The organism is Streptomyces sp. NPDC015661 (assembly GCF_043077765.1).
Taxonomy (GTDB): domain Bacteria; phylum Actinomycetota; class Actinomycetes; order Streptomycetales; family Streptomycetaceae; genus Streptomyces.
The window spans coordinates 91435-106500 of record NZ_JBIBST010000001.1; the positions used below are offsets into that span (position 1 = coordinate 91435).

General features: G+C 72.9%; 16 protein-coding genes. 9 read left to right on the forward strand and 7 right to left on the reverse strand.

The genetic code is table 11. From position 1 onward, the window contains the following. Positions 1–20: 20 nt before the first annotated feature. Entirely contained in the window at positions 21–986 is a 966-nt protein-coding gene (locus ACF07V_RS00405; protein WP_392150681.1) for an alpha/beta fold hydrolase, read from the reverse strand. Between the two features lie 140 nt (positions 987–1126). On the opposite strand from ACF07V_RS00405, the gene ACF07V_RS00410 reads away from it, so the two are divergent. From ACF07V_RS00410 to ACF07V_RS00425, 4 genes are all read left to right on the forward strand, one after another. Next, a complete protein-coding gene (locus ACF07V_RS00410; protein WP_351192590.1) occupies positions 1127–1342 on the forward strand; it encodes a hypothetical protein in 216 nt (71 codons plus the stop codon). A 165-nt stretch (positions 1343–1507) separates the two neighbouring features. Next, positions 1508–2167, forward strand: coding sequence for a TetR/AcrR family transcriptional regulator (locus tag ACF07V_RS00415; protein ID WP_389231652.1), 660 nt, complete (start codon positions 1508–1510; stop codon positions 2165–2167). Between the two features lie 127 nt (positions 2168–2294). Beyond that, on the forward strand, positions 2295–2522 hold the full coding sequence (locus tag ACF07V_RS00420; RefSeq protein WP_041131116.1) for a DUF3107 domain-containing protein: 228 nt from the start codon (positions 2295–2297) through the stop codon (positions 2520–2522). 167 nt (positions 2523–2689) lie between these two features. Beyond that, positions 2690–2959: a hypothetical protein gene (locus ACF07V_RS00425; RefSeq protein ID WP_392150683.1), complete on the forward strand. Its 270-nt coding sequence runs from the start codon at positions 2690–2692 to the stop codon at positions 2957–2959. A 160-nt stretch (positions 2960–3119) separates the two neighbouring features. Here ACF07V_RS00425 and ACF07V_RS00430 read toward each other — a convergent pair whose 3' ends face one another. Continuing rightward, complete coding sequence (locus ACF07V_RS00430) at positions 3120–3842, reverse strand: ferritin-like fold-containing protein (protein ID WP_351192584.1); 723 nt, start codon at positions 3840–3842, stop codon at positions 3120–3122. Positions 3843–4327: 485 nt separating this feature from the next. Here ACF07V_RS00430 and ACF07V_RS00435 point away from each other — a divergent pair, with 485 nt between their 5' ends. Together ACF07V_RS00435 and ACF07V_RS00440 are read left to right on the forward strand one after the other, a co-directional pair. Beyond that, positions 4328–6910: a DEAD/DEAH box helicase gene (locus ACF07V_RS00435; RefSeq protein ID WP_392150684.1), complete on the forward strand. Its 2583-nt coding sequence runs from the start codon at positions 4328–4330 to the stop codon at positions 6908–6910. Positions 6911–6998: 88 nt separating this feature from the next. Further along, a complete protein-coding gene (locus ACF07V_RS00440; RefSeq protein ID WP_392150685.1) occupies positions 6999–7880 on the forward strand; it encodes an alpha/beta fold hydrolase in 882 nt (293 codons plus the stop codon). Here the strand turns inward: ACF07V_RS00440 and ACF07V_RS00445 are convergent. After that, positions 7864–8802 carry an NYN domain-containing protein gene (locus tag ACF07V_RS00445; protein ID WP_392150686.1) on the reverse strand — a complete coding sequence of 313 codons (939 nt, stop codon included), beginning with the start codon at positions 8800–8802 and terminating at the stop codon, positions 7864–7866. The two genes, ACF07V_RS00440 and ACF07V_RS00445, sit on opposite strands and share 17 nt — an antisense overlap. A gap of 176 nt (positions 8803–8978) precedes the next feature. Here ACF07V_RS00445 and ACF07V_RS00450 point away from each other — a divergent pair, with 176 nt between their 5' ends. After that, positions 8979–9131 carry a hypothetical protein gene (locus ACF07V_RS00450; protein WP_099054331.1) on the forward strand — a complete coding sequence of 51 codons (153 nt, stop codon included), beginning with the start codon at positions 8979–8981 and terminating at the stop codon, positions 9129–9131. 88 nt (positions 9132–9219) lie between these two features. Here the strand turns inward: ACF07V_RS00450 and ACF07V_RS00455 are convergent, their stop codons facing one another. The 3 genes from ACF07V_RS00455 to ACF07V_RS00465 form a co-directional block, all read right to left on the reverse strand. Continuing rightward, positions 9220–9825, reverse strand: coding sequence for a MarC family protein (locus ACF07V_RS00455; protein WP_351192827.1), 606 nt, complete (start codon positions 9823–9825; stop codon positions 9220–9222). Positions 9826–10145: 320 nt separating this feature from the next. Continuing rightward, positions 10146–11009, reverse strand: a complete 864-nt coding sequence (locus ACF07V_RS00460; protein ID WP_392150687.1) for a PHP domain-containing protein — start codon at positions 11007–11009, stop codon at positions 10146–10148. 128 nt (positions 11010–11137) lie between these two features. Continuing rightward, positions 11138–11776 (reverse strand): DUF6758 family protein, encoded by a 639-nt coding sequence (locus ACF07V_RS00465; RefSeq protein ID WP_392150688.1) that lies wholly within the window; start codon positions 11774–11776, stop codon positions 11138–11140. Here ACF07V_RS00465 and ACF07V_RS00470 point away from each other — a divergent pair. Next, complete coding sequence (locus ACF07V_RS00470) at positions 11661–12890, forward strand: MFS transporter (protein WP_392151344.1); 1230 nt, start codon at positions 11661–11663, stop codon at positions 12888–12890. The two genes, ACF07V_RS00465 and ACF07V_RS00470, sit on opposite strands and share 116 nt — an antisense overlap. 39 nt (positions 12891–12929) lie before the next feature. On the opposite strand, the gene ACF07V_RS00475 is transcribed toward ACF07V_RS00470, so the two are convergent. Further along, positions 12930–13514 carry a suppressor of fused domain protein gene (locus tag ACF07V_RS00475; RefSeq protein WP_392150689.1) on the reverse strand — a complete coding sequence of 195 codons (585 nt, stop codon included), beginning with the start codon at positions 13512–13514 and terminating at the stop codon, positions 12930–12932. A 420-nt stretch (positions 13515–13934) separates the two neighbouring features. On the opposite strand from ACF07V_RS00475, the gene ACF07V_RS00480 reads away from it, so the two are divergent. Next, on the forward strand, positions 13935–15062 hold the full coding sequence (locus ACF07V_RS00480) for a magnesium and cobalt transport protein CorA (RefSeq protein WP_392150690.1): 1128 nt from the start codon (positions 13935–13937) through the stop codon (positions 15060–15062). The last annotated feature ends 4 nt before the right edge of the window (positions 15063–15066 follow it).

Here is a 15066-nt window from a genome sequence, read left to right on the forward strand (position 1 = left end):
ATGTCGTCCCACGCCCCGGATCAGCTCCCGCCGTCATCGGCGATCAGGTCCCGGACGGCCTGGGCGACCGTCTCCGGGTACTCCATCATCGCCACGTGCCCCGCCTCGGGGAGGGTCAGCAGGCGCGAGCCGCGGAAGGCGGCGGCCGCCTTCCGGGCCATCCGGTACGAGACGAGCCGGTCCCGCCCGCCGTAGACGAGCAGCGTCGGGGCGAGGACCCGCTCGGCCTGCCGCCACAGTCCGTGCTGCCCGCCGAGGGTGTACGCGTCGACGATGCCGCGCGAGGAGCGGGCCATGGCGTCCCAGAAGTACGGGAGCTCCAGGCGCCGCTCCATCTCCTCGACGGCGTGCCGGAAGCCCTCCTCCGTGACCTGGCCGGGGTCCCCGTAACAGAGGGAGAGGACGCCCTTGACGCGCTGCTCGGCCGTCCAGTCCTTGGTGAGCTTCGCGAAGAACGAGGCGACGCCGGGCACCGCGAGCAGCGCGGTGGGCCAGGCGGTGCGCTGGGCGCGCAGCTCGGGCAGGGCCGGGGAGACGAGGGTGAGGGTGCGGACCAGATCGGGCCGGACGGCGGCGACGCGGGTGGCGACGGCGCCGCCCATCGAGTTGCCGAAGAGGTGGACCGGTCCGCGTCCGGCGGCGTCGAGGAGGCGGATGACGGCGCGGGCGTGTCCGGTGACCGAGTAGTTGCCGTCGTCGGGCGGCGGGGAGTCGCCGAAGCCGGGCAGGTCGACCGCCTCGCCGTCGACGTGGTCCGCGAGCAGCGGCATCAGGGCGGACCAGTTCTGCGAGGAACCGCCGAGGCCGTGGACGTACAGCGCGGGCGGCAGGCCGGTCCGGTTCCCCGGCCGGGCGCGCACGGTGAGGCTGAGTCCGGGCAGCGCGACGGAGCGGAGCTCCTCGCCGTCGGCGACCCGTACGGCGCGGACCCGCGACGCGGTCGGTGCGGCGGCGGTCCGGGTTTCCGGCAGCTCGGTCGAGGACATGGCCGCAATATTACGAGACGATCACGCGCCGACGTGTGTGGGTGGGGTCACAGGTGCGTGTGCGGCGGGGCGCGTTCGCTCCTAGGCTCGAAGAGAGGGCCATCGGGAGCACCGCGACCCGCACCCCCGGAAGGAACCGCATGACTGCCGATCCGAGCGAGCCGGACACATTCACCGAGGAAGAGGTCGACGTGCTGGACCAGGAAATCCCGGAGGCCGACGCTGCCGAGCAGCACACCGAACTCCAGCAGCGCGAGGACGAGCAGCCCACCCATCTCGAGCGCGACTCGGCGAACGAGGCCGACGCGTCCGAACAGGCGCGTGTCGTCGCGCTGGACGAGGACGACTACCGCTGAGCGGACGACTCCCCGCTGATTTGTTCGGTTTAATCTTGAATCGACTGTCGACCCGGGCGTCCGGTCCGTGAAATTCTGCGTTCGCACCGCGCACAGCCGGGTTACCCAAAAGTACGATGGCGGCGCGGCGCGACAGCGCGCATGGATCAATTTTTGGGAGGCCGCGTGAGCGCCATCGAGCAGACAGAGGCAGCACGCCCTCGGGGCACGCGCCTGCCGCGACGTGCCCGACGGAACCAGCTGCTCGGCGCGGCCCAGGAGGTCTTCGTCGCCCAGGGGTACCACTCGGCCGCCATGGACGACATCGCCGAGCGGGCCGGTGTCAGCAAGCCGGTGTTGTACCAGCACTTCCCCGGGAAGCTGGAGCTGTACCTCGCCCTGCTCGACCAGCACTGCGAGTCCCTGCTGCTCGCCGTGCGCACGGCGCTGGCCTCCACCACGGACAACAAGCTCCGGGTCGCGGCGACGATGGACGCGTACTTCGCGTACGTCGAGGACGAGGGCGGCGCGTTCCGTCTCGTCTTCGAGTCCGATCTGACGAACGAGCCCGCCGTACGCGAGCGCGTGGACCGGGTCAGCCTGCAGTGCGCCGAGGCCATCTCCGACGTGATCGCCGAGGACACCGGCCTGTCGAAGGACGAGTCGATGCTGCTCGCCGTCGGTCTCGGCGGGGTCTCCCAGGTCGTCGCCCGCTACTGGCTGTCGAGCGGGTCCGGCATTCCCCGCGACAAGGCGGTCGGGCTGCTCACCTCGCTCGCCTGGCGCGGCATCGCGGGCTTCCCGCTGCACCCGGTCGAAGGTCAGCTCAGCGCCGAGGGTCACTGAACATTCCCGGAGGCTGTTCGCTCCTGGCGTGCGGCGGCTGACCCGTGCGGGTCCCCTCACCGGGCTAATGTGTGCAGCGTACGGCGCGGGTGTCCGCGCGAAGGCGACCGTTCGGAGGGACATAGCCGTGGAGGTCAAGATCGGCGTGCAGCACGCACCCCGGGAGATCGTTCTGGAGAGCGGGCAGTCCGCCGAGGAGGTCGAGCGCCTGGTGGCCGACGCGCTGGCCGGCAAGGCGCAGCTGCTCAGCCTCTCGGACGAGAAGGGCCGCAAGGTCCTCGTTCCGGCCGAGAAGATCGCGTACGTGGAGCTCGGCGAGCCCGCCGTGCGCCGCGTGGGTTTCGGCGCGCTCTGAGCCCGGGATCGGACGGGGAAGGCCCGGTGGACCGCTTCGGTCCACCGGGCCTTTCGTCTACCCGTTTGGCCACGTCAGGGGGTACGGGAGGATTGCGTTCCGGGCGTCGGGGGTAGGACGGCTGTGACCGCACCACCCGCCCCGCACCCCTCGCGAGGTGATCCGCCGTGTTCCTGGAAGCCCTCGGCTCCGCGCTGCTCGGTTTCGCCCTGGCCTGGGCCGCCGTCCAGCGGCTGGCCGACCGCCTTCCCGTCCGGGGAAGAGTCCTCGCCACCGGCGCGCTCGGCGGCGTCTTCGGTGCGCTCGTGACCCATGGGGCGCTCGGCCCCGGCCACTTCCTGGCCACCCTGATCGGCGCGGTGGCGGTGGCGGCGGTGCTGCTCTCGCTGCTGATCCGCCCGGCCTCGCGCAGACTGCGCCGATCAGCCGCGGCCTGACCGACGCATCCGTCCGAGGCCCCATCCGTCCGAGGCCCGTGAGGGCGCGGCGGGTGAGACCGCGGCAGCAGCGCGGCCCCTCGCTCACCTCAGGCCGCGCCACGGGCGCGGTCACTCGCTCACCTCAGGCCGCGAGGCCCGGTGCGCGCTCTCGCCTGCCTCAGGCCGCCAGGCCCAGCGCGGCCATGCGCTTGGTGTGCGCCTCGGTGATCCGGGAGAACATCCGGCCGACCTCCGCGAGGTCGAAGCCGTCCGCCACGCCGCCGACCAGCATCGTCGAGAGCGCGTCGCGCTCGGCGACCACGCGCTGGGCCTGGGAGAGCGCCTCGCCCATCAGGCGGCGCGCCCAGAGCGCGAGCCGGCCGCCGACGCGCGGGTCTGCCTCGATGGCCGCGCGGACCTTCTCCACCGCGAAGTTGCCGTGGCCGGTGTCGTCGAGCACCGCGAGGACGAGCCCGCGCGTGTCGGAGTCGAGCCGGGCCGCGACCTCCCGGTAGAAGTCACTGGCGATCGAGTCGCCCACGTAGGCCTTGACCAGGCCCTCCAGCCAGTCCGACGGCGCGGTCAGACGGTGGAAGTCGTCGAGCGCCTTCGCGAAGGGCTCCATGGCCGAGGTCGGCTCGGCGTCGACGGCCGCGAGGCGGTCCCGCAGCCGCTCGAAGTGGTGGAACTCGGCGGAGGCCATCTTCGCCAGCTCCGCCTTGTCCGCGAGGGTCGGCGCCAGCTTGGCGTCCTCGGCGAGCCGCTCGAAGGCCGCGAGCTCTCCGTAGGCCAGGGCTCCGAGGAGGTCGATCACGGCGGCGCGGTACTGCGGCTCGGCCGAGGCCTCCGCCCAGTCCTTGGCGGCGATCCCGGTGGGTGTGGCGTTGTCAGGCGTCTCCATGGAGCGCACAATAGCCCGCTCGCGCGGCCCGGGAAGGTCCTGGTCAGTCAGTGTGACCGTGCCCTCATCACGATTTCTCCCAACACACATGCGCGATTCCGGGGTACAGTGATAAGGCGCCTGCTGAGTATGCGGACATGCTTTCGCACGTTCGGACGTATTCGGTGGGCCGACTCATGAATGAGGATGCCCGGTCGGTGGCCCGATCGGCTCCGGCCCGACAGCCCTTCCGGCGGACCCGCGGAAGGGTCACCCTCAGCGGTACGACGCTCGAGCGACGGCAGTGGTCCCGTGCCACCCGGCGGTGATCTCCCTGATCCCCCCGGAGGATCCCGGCACGGTACGACCCCCTTCGTTCGCCTCGCGCCGCGTCTCACAGAAGAGGCAGCACCCTGACTACGACTTTCCGAGAACTCGGAATCCTCCCTGAGACGGCCGAGGCCCTGGAGGCCGTCGGCATCGTCACCCCCTTCCCCATCCAGGAGATGACGCTTCCGGTCGCCCTCACCGGCACCGACGTCATCGGCCAGGCCAAGACCGGCACGGGCAAGACCCTCGGTTTCGGCCTCCCCATCCTGGAGCGCGTCACCGTCCCGACGGACGTCGAGGCCGGCCGGGCCAAGCCCGAGCAGCTGACCGACGCCCCGCAGGCGCTCGTCGTCGTCCCCACCCGCGAGCTGTGCCAGCAGGTCACCAACGACCTGCTGACGGCCGGCAAGGTGCGCAACGTCCGCGTGCTCGCCATCTACGGCGGCCGGGCGTACGAGCCGCAGGTCGAGGCGCTCCAGAAGGGCGTCGACGTCGTCGTCGGCACCCCCGGCCGTCTCCTCGACCTGGCCGGCCAGCGCAAGCTCGACCTCTCGCACGTGAAGGTCCTCGTCCTCGACGAGGCCGACGAGATGCTCGACCTGGGCTTCCTGCCCGACGTCGAGAAGATCATGAACATGCTTCCGGCGAAGCGCCAGACCATGCTGTTCTCGGCGACCATGCCGGGCGCGGTCATCGGTCTCGCCCGCCGCTACATGTCGCAGCCCACCCACATCCGGGCCACCTCGCCCGACGGTGAGGGCGCGACCGTCGCCAACATCAAGCAGCACGTCTACCGTGCGCACAACATGGACAAGCCGGAGATGGTCTCCCGCATCCTGCAGGCCGACGGCCGCGGGCTCGCGATGATCTTCTGCCGCACGAAGCGCACGGCGGCCGACATCGCCGAGCAGCTGGAGCGGCGCGGCTTCGCCTCCGGCGCCGTCCACGGCGACCTCGGCCAGGGCGCCCGCGAGCAGGCGCTGCGCGCCTTCCGCAACGGCAAGGTCGACGTGCTCGTCTGCACCGACGTCGCCGCGCGCGGCATCGACGTCGAGGGCGTCACCCACGTCATCAACTACCAGTCGCCGGAGGACGAGAAGACCTTCCTCCACCGCGTCGGCCGCACCGGCCGCGCGGGGGCGAAGGGTACGGCGGTGACGCTGGTCGACTGGGACGACATTCCGCGCTGGCAGCTCATCAACAAGGCGCTCGGCCTCGACTTCCACGACCCGGTCGAGACGTACTCCTCGTCGCCGCACCTCTACGAGGAGCTGGACATCCCGGCGGGCACCAAGGGCATCCTGCCCCGCTCCGAGCGGACCCGTGCGGGTCTCGGCGCGGAGGAGCTGGAGGACCTGGGCGAGCCCGGCGGCCGCCGTGGCCGCGGCCCGAAGGCCGCCGAGAAGACCGAGGAGCGCCCGGCCCGTACGCGGACCCCGCGCCAGCGTCGCCGCACCCGCGGCGGCAGCGAGCTCGACGGCGTCCCGGCGACGACGGCCCCGGCCGCCGAGACCCCGGCCGTCGAGACGCCGGCGGACGAGGCCCGCACCGAGTCCGCCCCGCGCACCCCGCGCCGTCGCCGTCGCACCCGCGTCGGAGCGCCGGGCGCCGCGCCGATGGCGGCCCAGATCCCCGTGGCGGCCCCGGCCGCCGAGGCCCCGGTCGCCGTCAAGGAGCCCGAGGTCAAGGCGCCCGTCGTCAAGGCGCCCGTCTTCGAGGCCCCGGTCGTCCAGGCGCCGGTCGTCGTCGAGGCCCCGGCCGCCCCGGCCCAGGTCGTCGAGGAGCCGAAGGCTCCCCGTCGCCGTACCCGTGCCGCCGCCCGCCCGGAGCCCGTGGCCGTCGCCGCGGCCCCGGAGCCGGCTCCGGCCCCGCGCCGCCGCCGTCCCCGGGTGGCGCGGCCGGTCGAGGAGACCGTGTCGTTCCAGACGCCCGAGAGCGCCGCTGTCGCTCTGATGGCGAAGCGTGCCGAGGAGCCGGCCGTCGAGGCCGCTCCGGTGGTGGTCGAGGAGCCGAAGAAGGCCCCGCGTCGCCGGACGGCGAAGAAGGCCGTGGCGGAGCCGGTGACCGAGGCCGTCGCCGCTCCCGTGGCCGAGCCGGTCGTCGTCGAGCCCGTCGCCGCCCCGGTCGCCGAGCCGGTCGTCTCCGCGCCCGTCGCCGAGGCCCCGGTCGTCGCCGAGGTCCCCGCGCCGCGCCGTCGCCGCACGGCCCGTCGGCCCGCCGGTTCTCCGGTGACCGCCGAGGCGCCGGTGGCCGAGGCCCCGGTCGTCGAGCCGGTCGCCGAGCCGGTCGCGGAGGAGCCCGCGCCGCGCCGTCGCCGTGCGGCCCGCCGGCCCGCCGGTTCGCCGGTGGCCGCGGAGTCCGCCGGTGAGGTCATCATCGTGGCCGCACCGGTCGCCGCGCCGGTCGCGGAGCCGGTCGCCGAGCCGGTCGTGGAGGAGGCCCCGAAGAAGGCCGCCCCGCGCCGCCGGACGGCGAAGAAGGCCGTGGCCGAGCCGGTCGCCGAGACCGTCGAGGCACCGGCTACCGAGGAGGCCCCCAAGAAGGCCGCCCCGCGCCGCCGCACCACGAAGAAGGCGGTCGCCGCCGAGGCCCCCGAGGCCTCCGCGCCGAAGACCGAGCCGAAGGCTCCGGCCCGCCGCCGTACGACCAAGAAGGCCGCGGCCGCCGAGGTCGAGGCACCGGCGACGGAGGAGGCCCCGAAGAAGGCCGCTCCGCGCCGCCGCACCACGAAGAAGGCGACGGCCCAGCCGGAAGGCTGACCCCGCCCCGCGGCATCCGAGCGGCCCGGTCCCTCCCCAGGGACCGGGCCGCTCGGCCGTCTCCCCCGCGCGCCGTTACAGTCCCCCTATGAGCAAGCCCCGTTCCCTCGTCCTGCCGCCCCGCACCCGGGCCCACCGGCTGGAGACCGTGCGTGGACCGTTCGCCGTGCTCGACGCGGAGGCCGTGGGGGCGCGGCGGGGCACGGTGCTGCTGCTGCCCGGGTACACCGGCAGCAAGGAGGACTTCATCGAGCTGCTCGGGCCGCTGAGCGAGGCCGGGTACCGGGCGGTGGCCGTGGACGGGCGCGGCCAGAACGAGACGCCGGGCCCCCGGGGCCGGGCCGCCTACCGTCGCAAGGCGCTCGCGCTGGACGCGGTGGCGCAGGCCGCGGCCCTCGGGGACGGCCCCGTGCACCTGGTCGGCCACTCGTTCGGGGGTCTGGTGGCCCGCGCGGCGGCCGCCCTCGCGCCGGGCGCCTTCATGTCGCTCACGCTACTGTCCTCGGGTCCCGGCCGTGTCGCACGGCCGCAGCGGATCCGGGTGCGGGTGCTGCGCGCCGCGCTCGCGGTGCTGCCGAAGGAGCGGGTGTGGCAGGCCATGTGCTGGCTGGACAGCCGCGGCGAGGAGCCGGAGACGGGCGACACACCGGCGCTCGCGGGCTTCCTGCGGCGCCGCTGGATGCGTACCCGCATCGCCCAACTCGCGGGCGCCGGGCGGCTGCTGCTTGCCCGTCAGGACGGTACGGAGGAGCTGGCCGCCCTGCGCGTGCCGCTGCACTTCGCGTACGGGACGGACGAGATGGTCTGGGCGCCGGCGGACCTCGCGGCCGCCGCCGCCCGTACCGGCGCCCACCGCACGGTCGTGGCGGGCGCCGGCCACTCCCCCAACGTCTCGCACCCCCGGGAGCTGACGGACGGCCTCACCGGCTTCTGGGAGCGGGCGAACAGCAAGGTCAGTACTGCGCCTTGAGGTGCTGCCAGAAGCCGTCGCGCAGCGCCCGCCGCAGTGCGGCATGGCCGCGCAGTGAGCGACTGAGCAGGCGCTCCGCCTCGACGAGCAGTTCCTGGTCGACCGGTCCCGGGAGGAAGGGCGCGCCCGGCAGGAGCTCGGCGAGCCGGTCCCGGCCCTGCCCGGCGAGCCAGGCGGCGGCGATCTGGGCGCCGACGAAGCGCACCTCGTCGCGGGAGGGCGGCGGCTCGCCCTCGTTCTCGTACGTCGTGACGGGGCGGCGCGTGACGTACGGGCGGCAGAAGTCGAGCTCGAAGGTGCGCAGGCTGTCGACCTCCCAGAGCAGCGCCTCGGCCTGGTTGCGTCCCTCGGCGGCCTCGATGCCCCAGAGGTGGACGCGGGCCCCGTAGCCCTGCGCGGCCTCGACGGCCGAGACGAGGTCCTCGTCGCCGCCGACGAGGGCGGCGTCGCTGATGGCGCGGTGGCGGGCGAGGGACTCCAGGTCGCTGCGGATGAGGGAGTCGACGCCCTTCTGCTGGTTGTTGGCGTTGAGGTTGCCGAGGCGGACCTTGACGTCGGGGAGCTCGGCGATGGCCTGCTGCTCGGGGGTGTGGATCCGGCGGCGGGCCCCGTCGTACCAGTAGACGCGGAGGAGTCGGCTGTCCGCGAAGATCGTGCGGGCCTTGTCGATGAAGGCCTCGATCAGGCCCTCGGCGTCGAGGTCGAAGGAGCGCCGGTCCTCGGTGCCCGCCACCAGCAACCCGGCCGCAGCATGGACGTAACCTGCGTCGACGAAGATGGCGTGGGTGGACGGGGTCTTGGCGACCTCGGCCAGCATCCGCTGCAGGAGCTCATTGGTGCGCTCCAGGCGGGCGTCCAAGGCGTGCAGGCGGGCTTCGGTCGCGGTCTCGGGGACCTGGTCGGTGGTGTCTGCGTCGTTCATACGGGGCTCATTCTCCGCCGCTCCCGGCCCGGCCGCCACACCCTCCCACCAGGAGGTAGTTAGACATCCGAAAATTTTCCTTAGCGTAGGGAATGTTTGCAGGATGCATGTCGTTGGACCCCTGTGTAACGCAGTTCTCCGCCCAGGAGGATCAACTCAGACGAAGGGAGAAGCCCGTGCGCTTCGAAATCCTGCGACTCGACGACATCGACGGCACGCCTGTCGACTCGACCGTCGTGGACGCCGCCTCCGTCAATCGGATCGTGCAGCAGGCCGCCGCGATCGGCCAGCGCATCTGGATCCGCCCCGCCGAGACCTCGGCCTCGTAACAGGCCGGGTCCACACCACGCACCGCGCCCCCGCACGGACTCCGCAAGAGCGGAATCCGTACGGGGGCGCAGTGGTTTCCGGGGGGCCTCAGGCGTTCTGGATCACCTGGGTGATGCCGTTGATGATCTGCTGCACCGCGATGGCGGAGAGCATCATGCCGGCGAGCCGGGTCACCAGGACGACGCCGCCGTCCTTGATGACGCGGATGATCAGCAGCGAGTACCGCATGGTCAGCCAGAGCACCACGTGCATGGCGGCGATGGCGGTCCAGACGGAGACCTGCGAGGCGACGCTGTCGGCGTTCTGCACGGCGAGGATGACGGAGACGATCGCACCGGGACCGGCGAGCAGCGGCATGCCGAGCGGGACGAGGGCGACGTTCACGTCCTTGGTCTGCTTGGGCTCGTCGGTCTTGCCGGTGAGCAGGTCGAGCGCGATGAGCAGCAGCAGGAGACCGCCCGCGATCATCAGCGCGGGGACGGAGACGTGCAGGTAGTCCAGGATCTGCTGGCCCAGGAGACCGAAGACGGTGATGACGCCGAAGGCGACGGCGACGGCCTGCCAGGCCATCCGGCGCTGCACCTTGGCCGGACGGCCGGAGGTGAGGGCGAGGAAGATCGGGGTGATCCCGGGGGGATCCATGATCACGAAGAGGGTGAGGAACAGCGAGCCGAAGACGGCGACGTCGAACACGGTGGGGTGCCTTGCGGGAGAGGTGGAACGGTGGGGTGTACCCCTACGGGGCGGAATGCAGGATTCCGGCGACAGGGCAGGGGAAGCGCGACCCCGCGCACGGCACGGAGCCGTACGGGGGCGGGCCAGGAAGAGGAAGGCCTGGGAGCGGAGCCGGGCCGGCGACGCACGCGTGTCGGCGAACCTGACACGGCACGGACGCGGCACGGGCACGGACCGGCCGGGGAGCGGGCTCCCCGGCCGACGGAGTCCGTGGGCGGGCGGGCCGGCCGCTCGGGTCCGGGGGCGGGGCCGCACGGCCCCGGCCCGCCGGAGTGGCCTCAGGCGGCGGGTCCGCCGGCGCCGGGGACCGGGAAGGCGCCCGCGGCGCGGCGGGTGATCTCGCCGTAGATCTCGGGGTCGGTGGTGTACTCGCCGAGGCGACAGGTCTTGCGGCTGCCGTGGTAGTCGCTGGAGCCCGTGGTCAGCAGACCGAGCTCCTTCGCGAGTCCCCGCAGCCGGGCGCGGGTCGCCTCGTCGTGGTCCATGTGGTCGACCTCGATGCCGTCGAGTCCGGCCTCGGCGAGCCGGGCTATCGAGGCCTCCGGCAGCACCTCGCCCCGCTTGACGGCGAGCGGGTGCGCGAAGACGGTGACGCCACCGGCCGCCCTGACGAGGCGGATCGCGTCGACCGGGTCCAGCTCGTGCTTCTCGACGTACGCCCGGCCGCCGTCGGCGAGCCACTCGGGCGTGAACGCCCCGGACACGTCCGGTACGACTCCGAGCTCGACGAGCGCCTCCGCGACGTGCGGGCGGCCGACGGAGCCGTCGCCGGCGATCCGGGCGACCTGCTCCCAGGTGACGGGGACGCCGAGCTCCTGGAGCTTGCCGACCATGCCGCGGGCGCGCGGCACCCGGTCGTCGCGGACGAGTTCGCGCTCGGCGAGGAGCGCCGGCTCCTCGGGGTCGAAGAGGTACGCGAGCATGTGCAGCCCGATGCCGTCCATCCGGCAGGAGAGCTCGGCCCCGGTGACGAGGGTCAGTCCCTCGGGCAGGGCGGCGATCGCCTCGGCGTGGCCGCGGGTGGTGTCGTGGTCCGTCAGCGCGACGACGTCGAGTCCGGCCGCGGCCGCGTTCCTGACGAGCTCGGCCGGGGAGTCCGTACCGTCGGAGGCCGTGGAGTGGGTGTGCAGATCGATGCGCACGACGCTGGACTCCAGGGCTCGGCACGGACGGAGGGACGCTCCAGCATAACGGGCGAATCGAACACGTCCGTACGGAACGTCACGGGCCGCACCCGCCGCGGACCCGGCGATGATCCGCCGGACAGGCCCTAGCCGAGCAGCCTCGGGGTGAGCGCGCCGCAGGGCAGCAGGTCGACCTCGGCGCCCGCGTCGCGCAGGTCCGTGAGGACCAGCTCGTCGTACATCAGGAGGCCGGACTGCTCGGGCCAGACGATCGCCCACAGCCACAGTCCGCGCGCCTCGCCCGCGAAGACCGCGCGGTCCTGCGGGGCGCCGGTGACGTGCCAGAGCGGGGTGGGCCGCCCGGCGGCGAGCACCTTCGCCTGGGGAGGTTTGTCGATGGCCATGCCGGAGCCGGGGTCGAGGCCGTCGATGCCGGCGTACCGCGCACCGAGTCCGACGCCGAGCTCCTCGGCGACCAGGAGCAGCTCGCCGATCCCGCCGAGCGGGCCGGGGCCCGAACAGGCGACGGCCGTGGCGCGTCCGCCGCTGCGGTCGTCCCCGGCGTACGCGACCCCGGTGAAGAGCCAGCCGACGGGCAGGGGCCACGGCATCCACACCGGGACGTGGGACCTGTTCACCACGACCCCGAGGCCCTCGACGCTGGGCGGGATCACGGGCTGGAGCGGGTGCACCGAGCCGTGCACATCACACTGCCAGGAGTCGGCGAAGAGACCGGGCGCCCTGACCCGGCCACCGCACTTCGGACAACTGGGTTCGCCCCTCATAGGGCTCAACGGTCCTAGCTCTTCCGCTCCGCGTCAAGGACGACCACACACGATCACCCGTCCGGCCCGGAGCGTTCACCCCGGACCCACCGGCTTCGTCTCCAGCCGCATCGGCGGCCGCAGGACCCTGCTCGCCGGTCTCGCGCCCGTCGTCGTCTTCGCCGCCCTCGCCGGCACCTCGGACACGGTCGGTCAGCTCGTCGGCTTCCGGGCCGGCTGGGGCCTGGGCAACGCGCTCTTCGTCTCGACCTCGCTCGCCGTCATCGTCGGCGCGGCGGCCGGCGGCAGCGCGGCGGCGATCCTGCTGTACGAGTCGGCGCTCGGCCTCGGCATGGCCTGCGGGCCGCTCCTCGGCGCCGCCCTCGGCAACGCGAGCTGGCGCTACCCCTTCTTCGGCACGGCCGCCCTGACGGCGATCGGCTCCCTCTGCATCACGGCCTTCCTCAGGGAACAGCCGAGGCCGGTCCGCAAGGTCTCGCTCCTCGACCCGATCCGGGCACTCGGTCACGGCGGCCTCGCCTCGGCCGCGGCGGCGGCGTTCTTCTACAACCACGCGTTCTTCACCGTGCTCGCCTTCACCCCGTTCGTGCCGAACATGACGCCGTACAGGTCCGGCGCGGTGTTCTTCGCCTGGGGCGTGCTGCTCGCCGTCTTCTCGGTGCTCGTCGCACCCCGCCTCCAGCGGCGCTTCGGCTCGCTCACGGTGCTCGGCGGCTCGCTCGTCCTGCTCGCGGCGGACGTCGTGGTGCTCGGGTACGGGAGCCACACGACCGCGATCGTCTGCACGGTCCTGTCGGGCGCGTTCATCGGCGTCAACAACACCGTCTTCACCGAGCTGGCCCTCGGCGTCTCGGACGCCCCGCGCCCGGTCGCGAGCGCGGGCTACAACTTCGTCCGCTGGTTCGCCGCGGCGGCCGCCCCGTACCTCGCCCCGAAGATCGAGGAGTGGAGCGACGTCCACACGCCCTTCGTGGTGGCCGGCGCGGCCGCCGTCATCGGCGCCGTGATCGTCCGGGTCCGCCGCACCGCCCTCACGCACGAGGCGCGCGTACTGGCCCCGAAGCACGCCACGGAGGACGGCGTCGGGGCCTTCGCCAACCAGGGCCTTTCCTAGGCCCTGATCCGCCGGACAGGCCCTGGGACAGGCCCGGCCTCAGTCCAGACCCACGGACCTGCGCAGCGGATCGCGCAGGTCCGTCCCCTGTGCCAGCCAGCGCTCCTCCAGGGCCTGCGCCCCGTGCACCCGCTTCCACGCGGCCTCGTTCGAGGTCATCGGGAGGAGGGGCAGGAAGCGGACCGGGTCCATCGGCGCGTCGAGCTCCAGGTCCTCCACCAGGCCGCCCGACTCGGCGACGAGCACCGAGCTGAAGGGGGCGCCGGGCCAGAGCGCGTCGCCGACGTCGAGCGAGGCGCCCGGGGCCACGACCACGCCCTCGACCTGCGGGGTGGCGGCGAGGACCGCGAGCGGGCGCAGCACCTTGTCGGTGTCGGCGAGCCCGCCCCGTACCGTCAGGACGAGCTCCGCGCGCGGGCCCTTCACCGGGTCGGCGAGCGCGGAGGTCGGATCGGCCATCGGCTGTGCGGACATCCCGAGGGTCGCGTACCGCACGAGGTCGCCGTCGACGAAGCGCAGCACCTCGATCCGGTCCGTGCCGAGGAAGGTCACCGCGGCGCGCGCGTCCGGTTCGCCGAGCGCCGTCCGCAGCCGGGCCTCGACCAGTGCAAGAACTTCTCCCATGCGGGGAGCATAGATCGCGTATGGAACGGGCAAAGGAAGGGATTGACCCTCTGTCGGCTGATAGTGTTGGCCACTGGTCGGGATACCCGACTGCTCGTCACACGTCATCCCCGACAGGGGACCGGCCGGAGGAGGTGGGACTGCGATGGACCGAAGTCGATCGGGCAGTACCAGCCGCTCTTCCGCCGCTCCGCACCCCAGCCCGGTGCGCTCCTCCCGGTGACGTCCGGGTCCGGCACGGACCCGCCCCTCCGGCATCTCGCACGACGGAAGAGCAATTTTCGCCTTTCCCTGTCTGTAGCGACCGCCGTCTCCGCGCCCCTTCGGTGCCGCCCGCTTTGTGGACGACGTACCTCTCCGTCCCCATTCCGGGCTGTGCCATGCTCCGCGCCGACGGCCGATCCGTGAAGGAGCACGCCCATGTCGATGATCCGTGACCTCACCGCCGCCGTCCGCCCGAGCCTGCGGCACAGCCTGCGCAAGACGCCCACCACGTACACCTCGTACGACCCCACCCGCGACCACTCGGCCTCCAGCGCCGTGGTCGACTGCGCCGTCTACCGCGACGGGCGCCGGATCGACGACCGCGCCTGCCTCACCCCGCGCGGCGCGATGCGCCAGGTGCGGGAGAGCGGCGGCTTCGCCTGGATCGGCCTCCACGAGCCGACCGAGGCCGAATTCGCCGGGATCGCCGCCGAGTTCGGGCTGCACCCGCTCGCCGTCGAGGACGCCGTCCACGCCCACCAGCGGCCCAAGCTGGAGCGGTACGACGACACCCTCTTCACCGTCTTCAAGACCATCCACTACGTCGAGCACGCCGAACTCACCGCCACCAGCGAGGTCGTGGAGACCGGCGAGGTGATGGTCTTCACCGGCCCCGACTTCGTCATCACCGTCCGGCACGGCGGCCAGGGCTCCCTGCGCAACCTCCGCCACCGCCTCCAGGGCGAGCCGGAGCTCCTCGCCAAGGGCCCCTCGGCCGTGCTGCACGCCATCGCCGACCACGTCGTCGACGGCTACATCGCGGTCGCCGACGCCGTCGAGCTGGACATCGACCAGCTGGAGATCGACGTCTTCTCGCCGGCCGCGAAGGGCTCCACGCGCGGCACGGACACCGGCCGGATCTACCAGCTCAAGCGCGAGGTACTGGAGTTCAAGCGGGCCGTCACGCCGCTGCTCCGCCCGATGCAGCTGCTCTCCGAGCGGCCGATGCGGCTCGTCGACCCGGACATCCAGAAGTACTTCCGGGACGTCGCCGACCACCTCGCCCGCGTCCAGGAGCAGGTCGTCGGCTTCGACGAGCTCCTCAACTCGATCCTCCAGGCCAACCTGGCGCAGGCGACCGTCGCGCAGAACGAGGACATGCGCAAGATCACCTCGTGGGCGGCGATCGTCGCCGTCCCCACGGCGGTCTGCGGCGTGTACGGGATGAACTTCGACCACATGCCGGAGCTGCACTGGAAGTACGGCTACCCGATGGTGCTCACCGGCATCATCGCGATCTGCTTCACCATCCACCGCACCCTCAAGCGCAACGGCTGGCTGTAGAAAC

What these genes read in the sequence shown, in the direction of transcription:
- ACF07V_RS00405 (WP_392150681.1), bottom strand. Translation starts at nt 986, where the DNA reads ATGTCCTCGACCGAGCTGCCGGAAACCCGGACCGCCGCCGCACCGACC.
- ACF07V_RS00410 (WP_351192590.1), top strand. Translation starts at nt 1,127, where the DNA reads ATGACTGCCGATCCGAGCGAGCCGGACACATTCACCGAGGAAGAGGTC.
- ACF07V_RS00430 (WP_351192584.1), bottom strand. Translation starts at nt 3,842, where the DNA reads ATGGAGACGCCTGACAACGCCACACCCACCGGGATCGCCGCCAAGGAC.
- ACF07V_RS00435 (WP_392150684.1), top strand. Translation starts at nt 4,328, where the DNA reads ATGACGCTTCCGGTCGCCCTCACCGGCACCGACGTCATCGGCCAGGCC.
- ACF07V_RS00440 (WP_392150685.1), top strand. Translation starts at nt 6,999, where the DNA reads ATGAGCAAGCCCCGTTCCCTCGTCCTGCCGCCCCGCACCCGGGCCCAC.
- ACF07V_RS00445 (WP_392150686.1), bottom strand. Translation starts at nt 8,802, where the DNA reads ATGAACGACGCAGACACCACCGACCAGGTCCCCGAGACCGCGACCGAA.
- ACF07V_RS00465 (WP_392150688.1), bottom strand. Translation starts at nt 11,776, where the DNA reads ATGAGGGGCGAACCCAGTTGTCCGAAGTGCGGTGGCCGGGTCAGGGCG.
- ACF07V_RS00475 (WP_392150689.1), bottom strand. Translation starts at nt 13,514, where the DNA reads ATGGGAGAAGTTCTTGCACTGGTCGAGGCCCGGCTGCGGACGGCGCTC.
- ACF07V_RS00480 (WP_392150690.1), top strand. Translation starts at nt 13,935, where the DNA reads ATGTCGATGATCCGTGACCTCACCGCCGCCGTCCGCCCGAGCCTGCGG.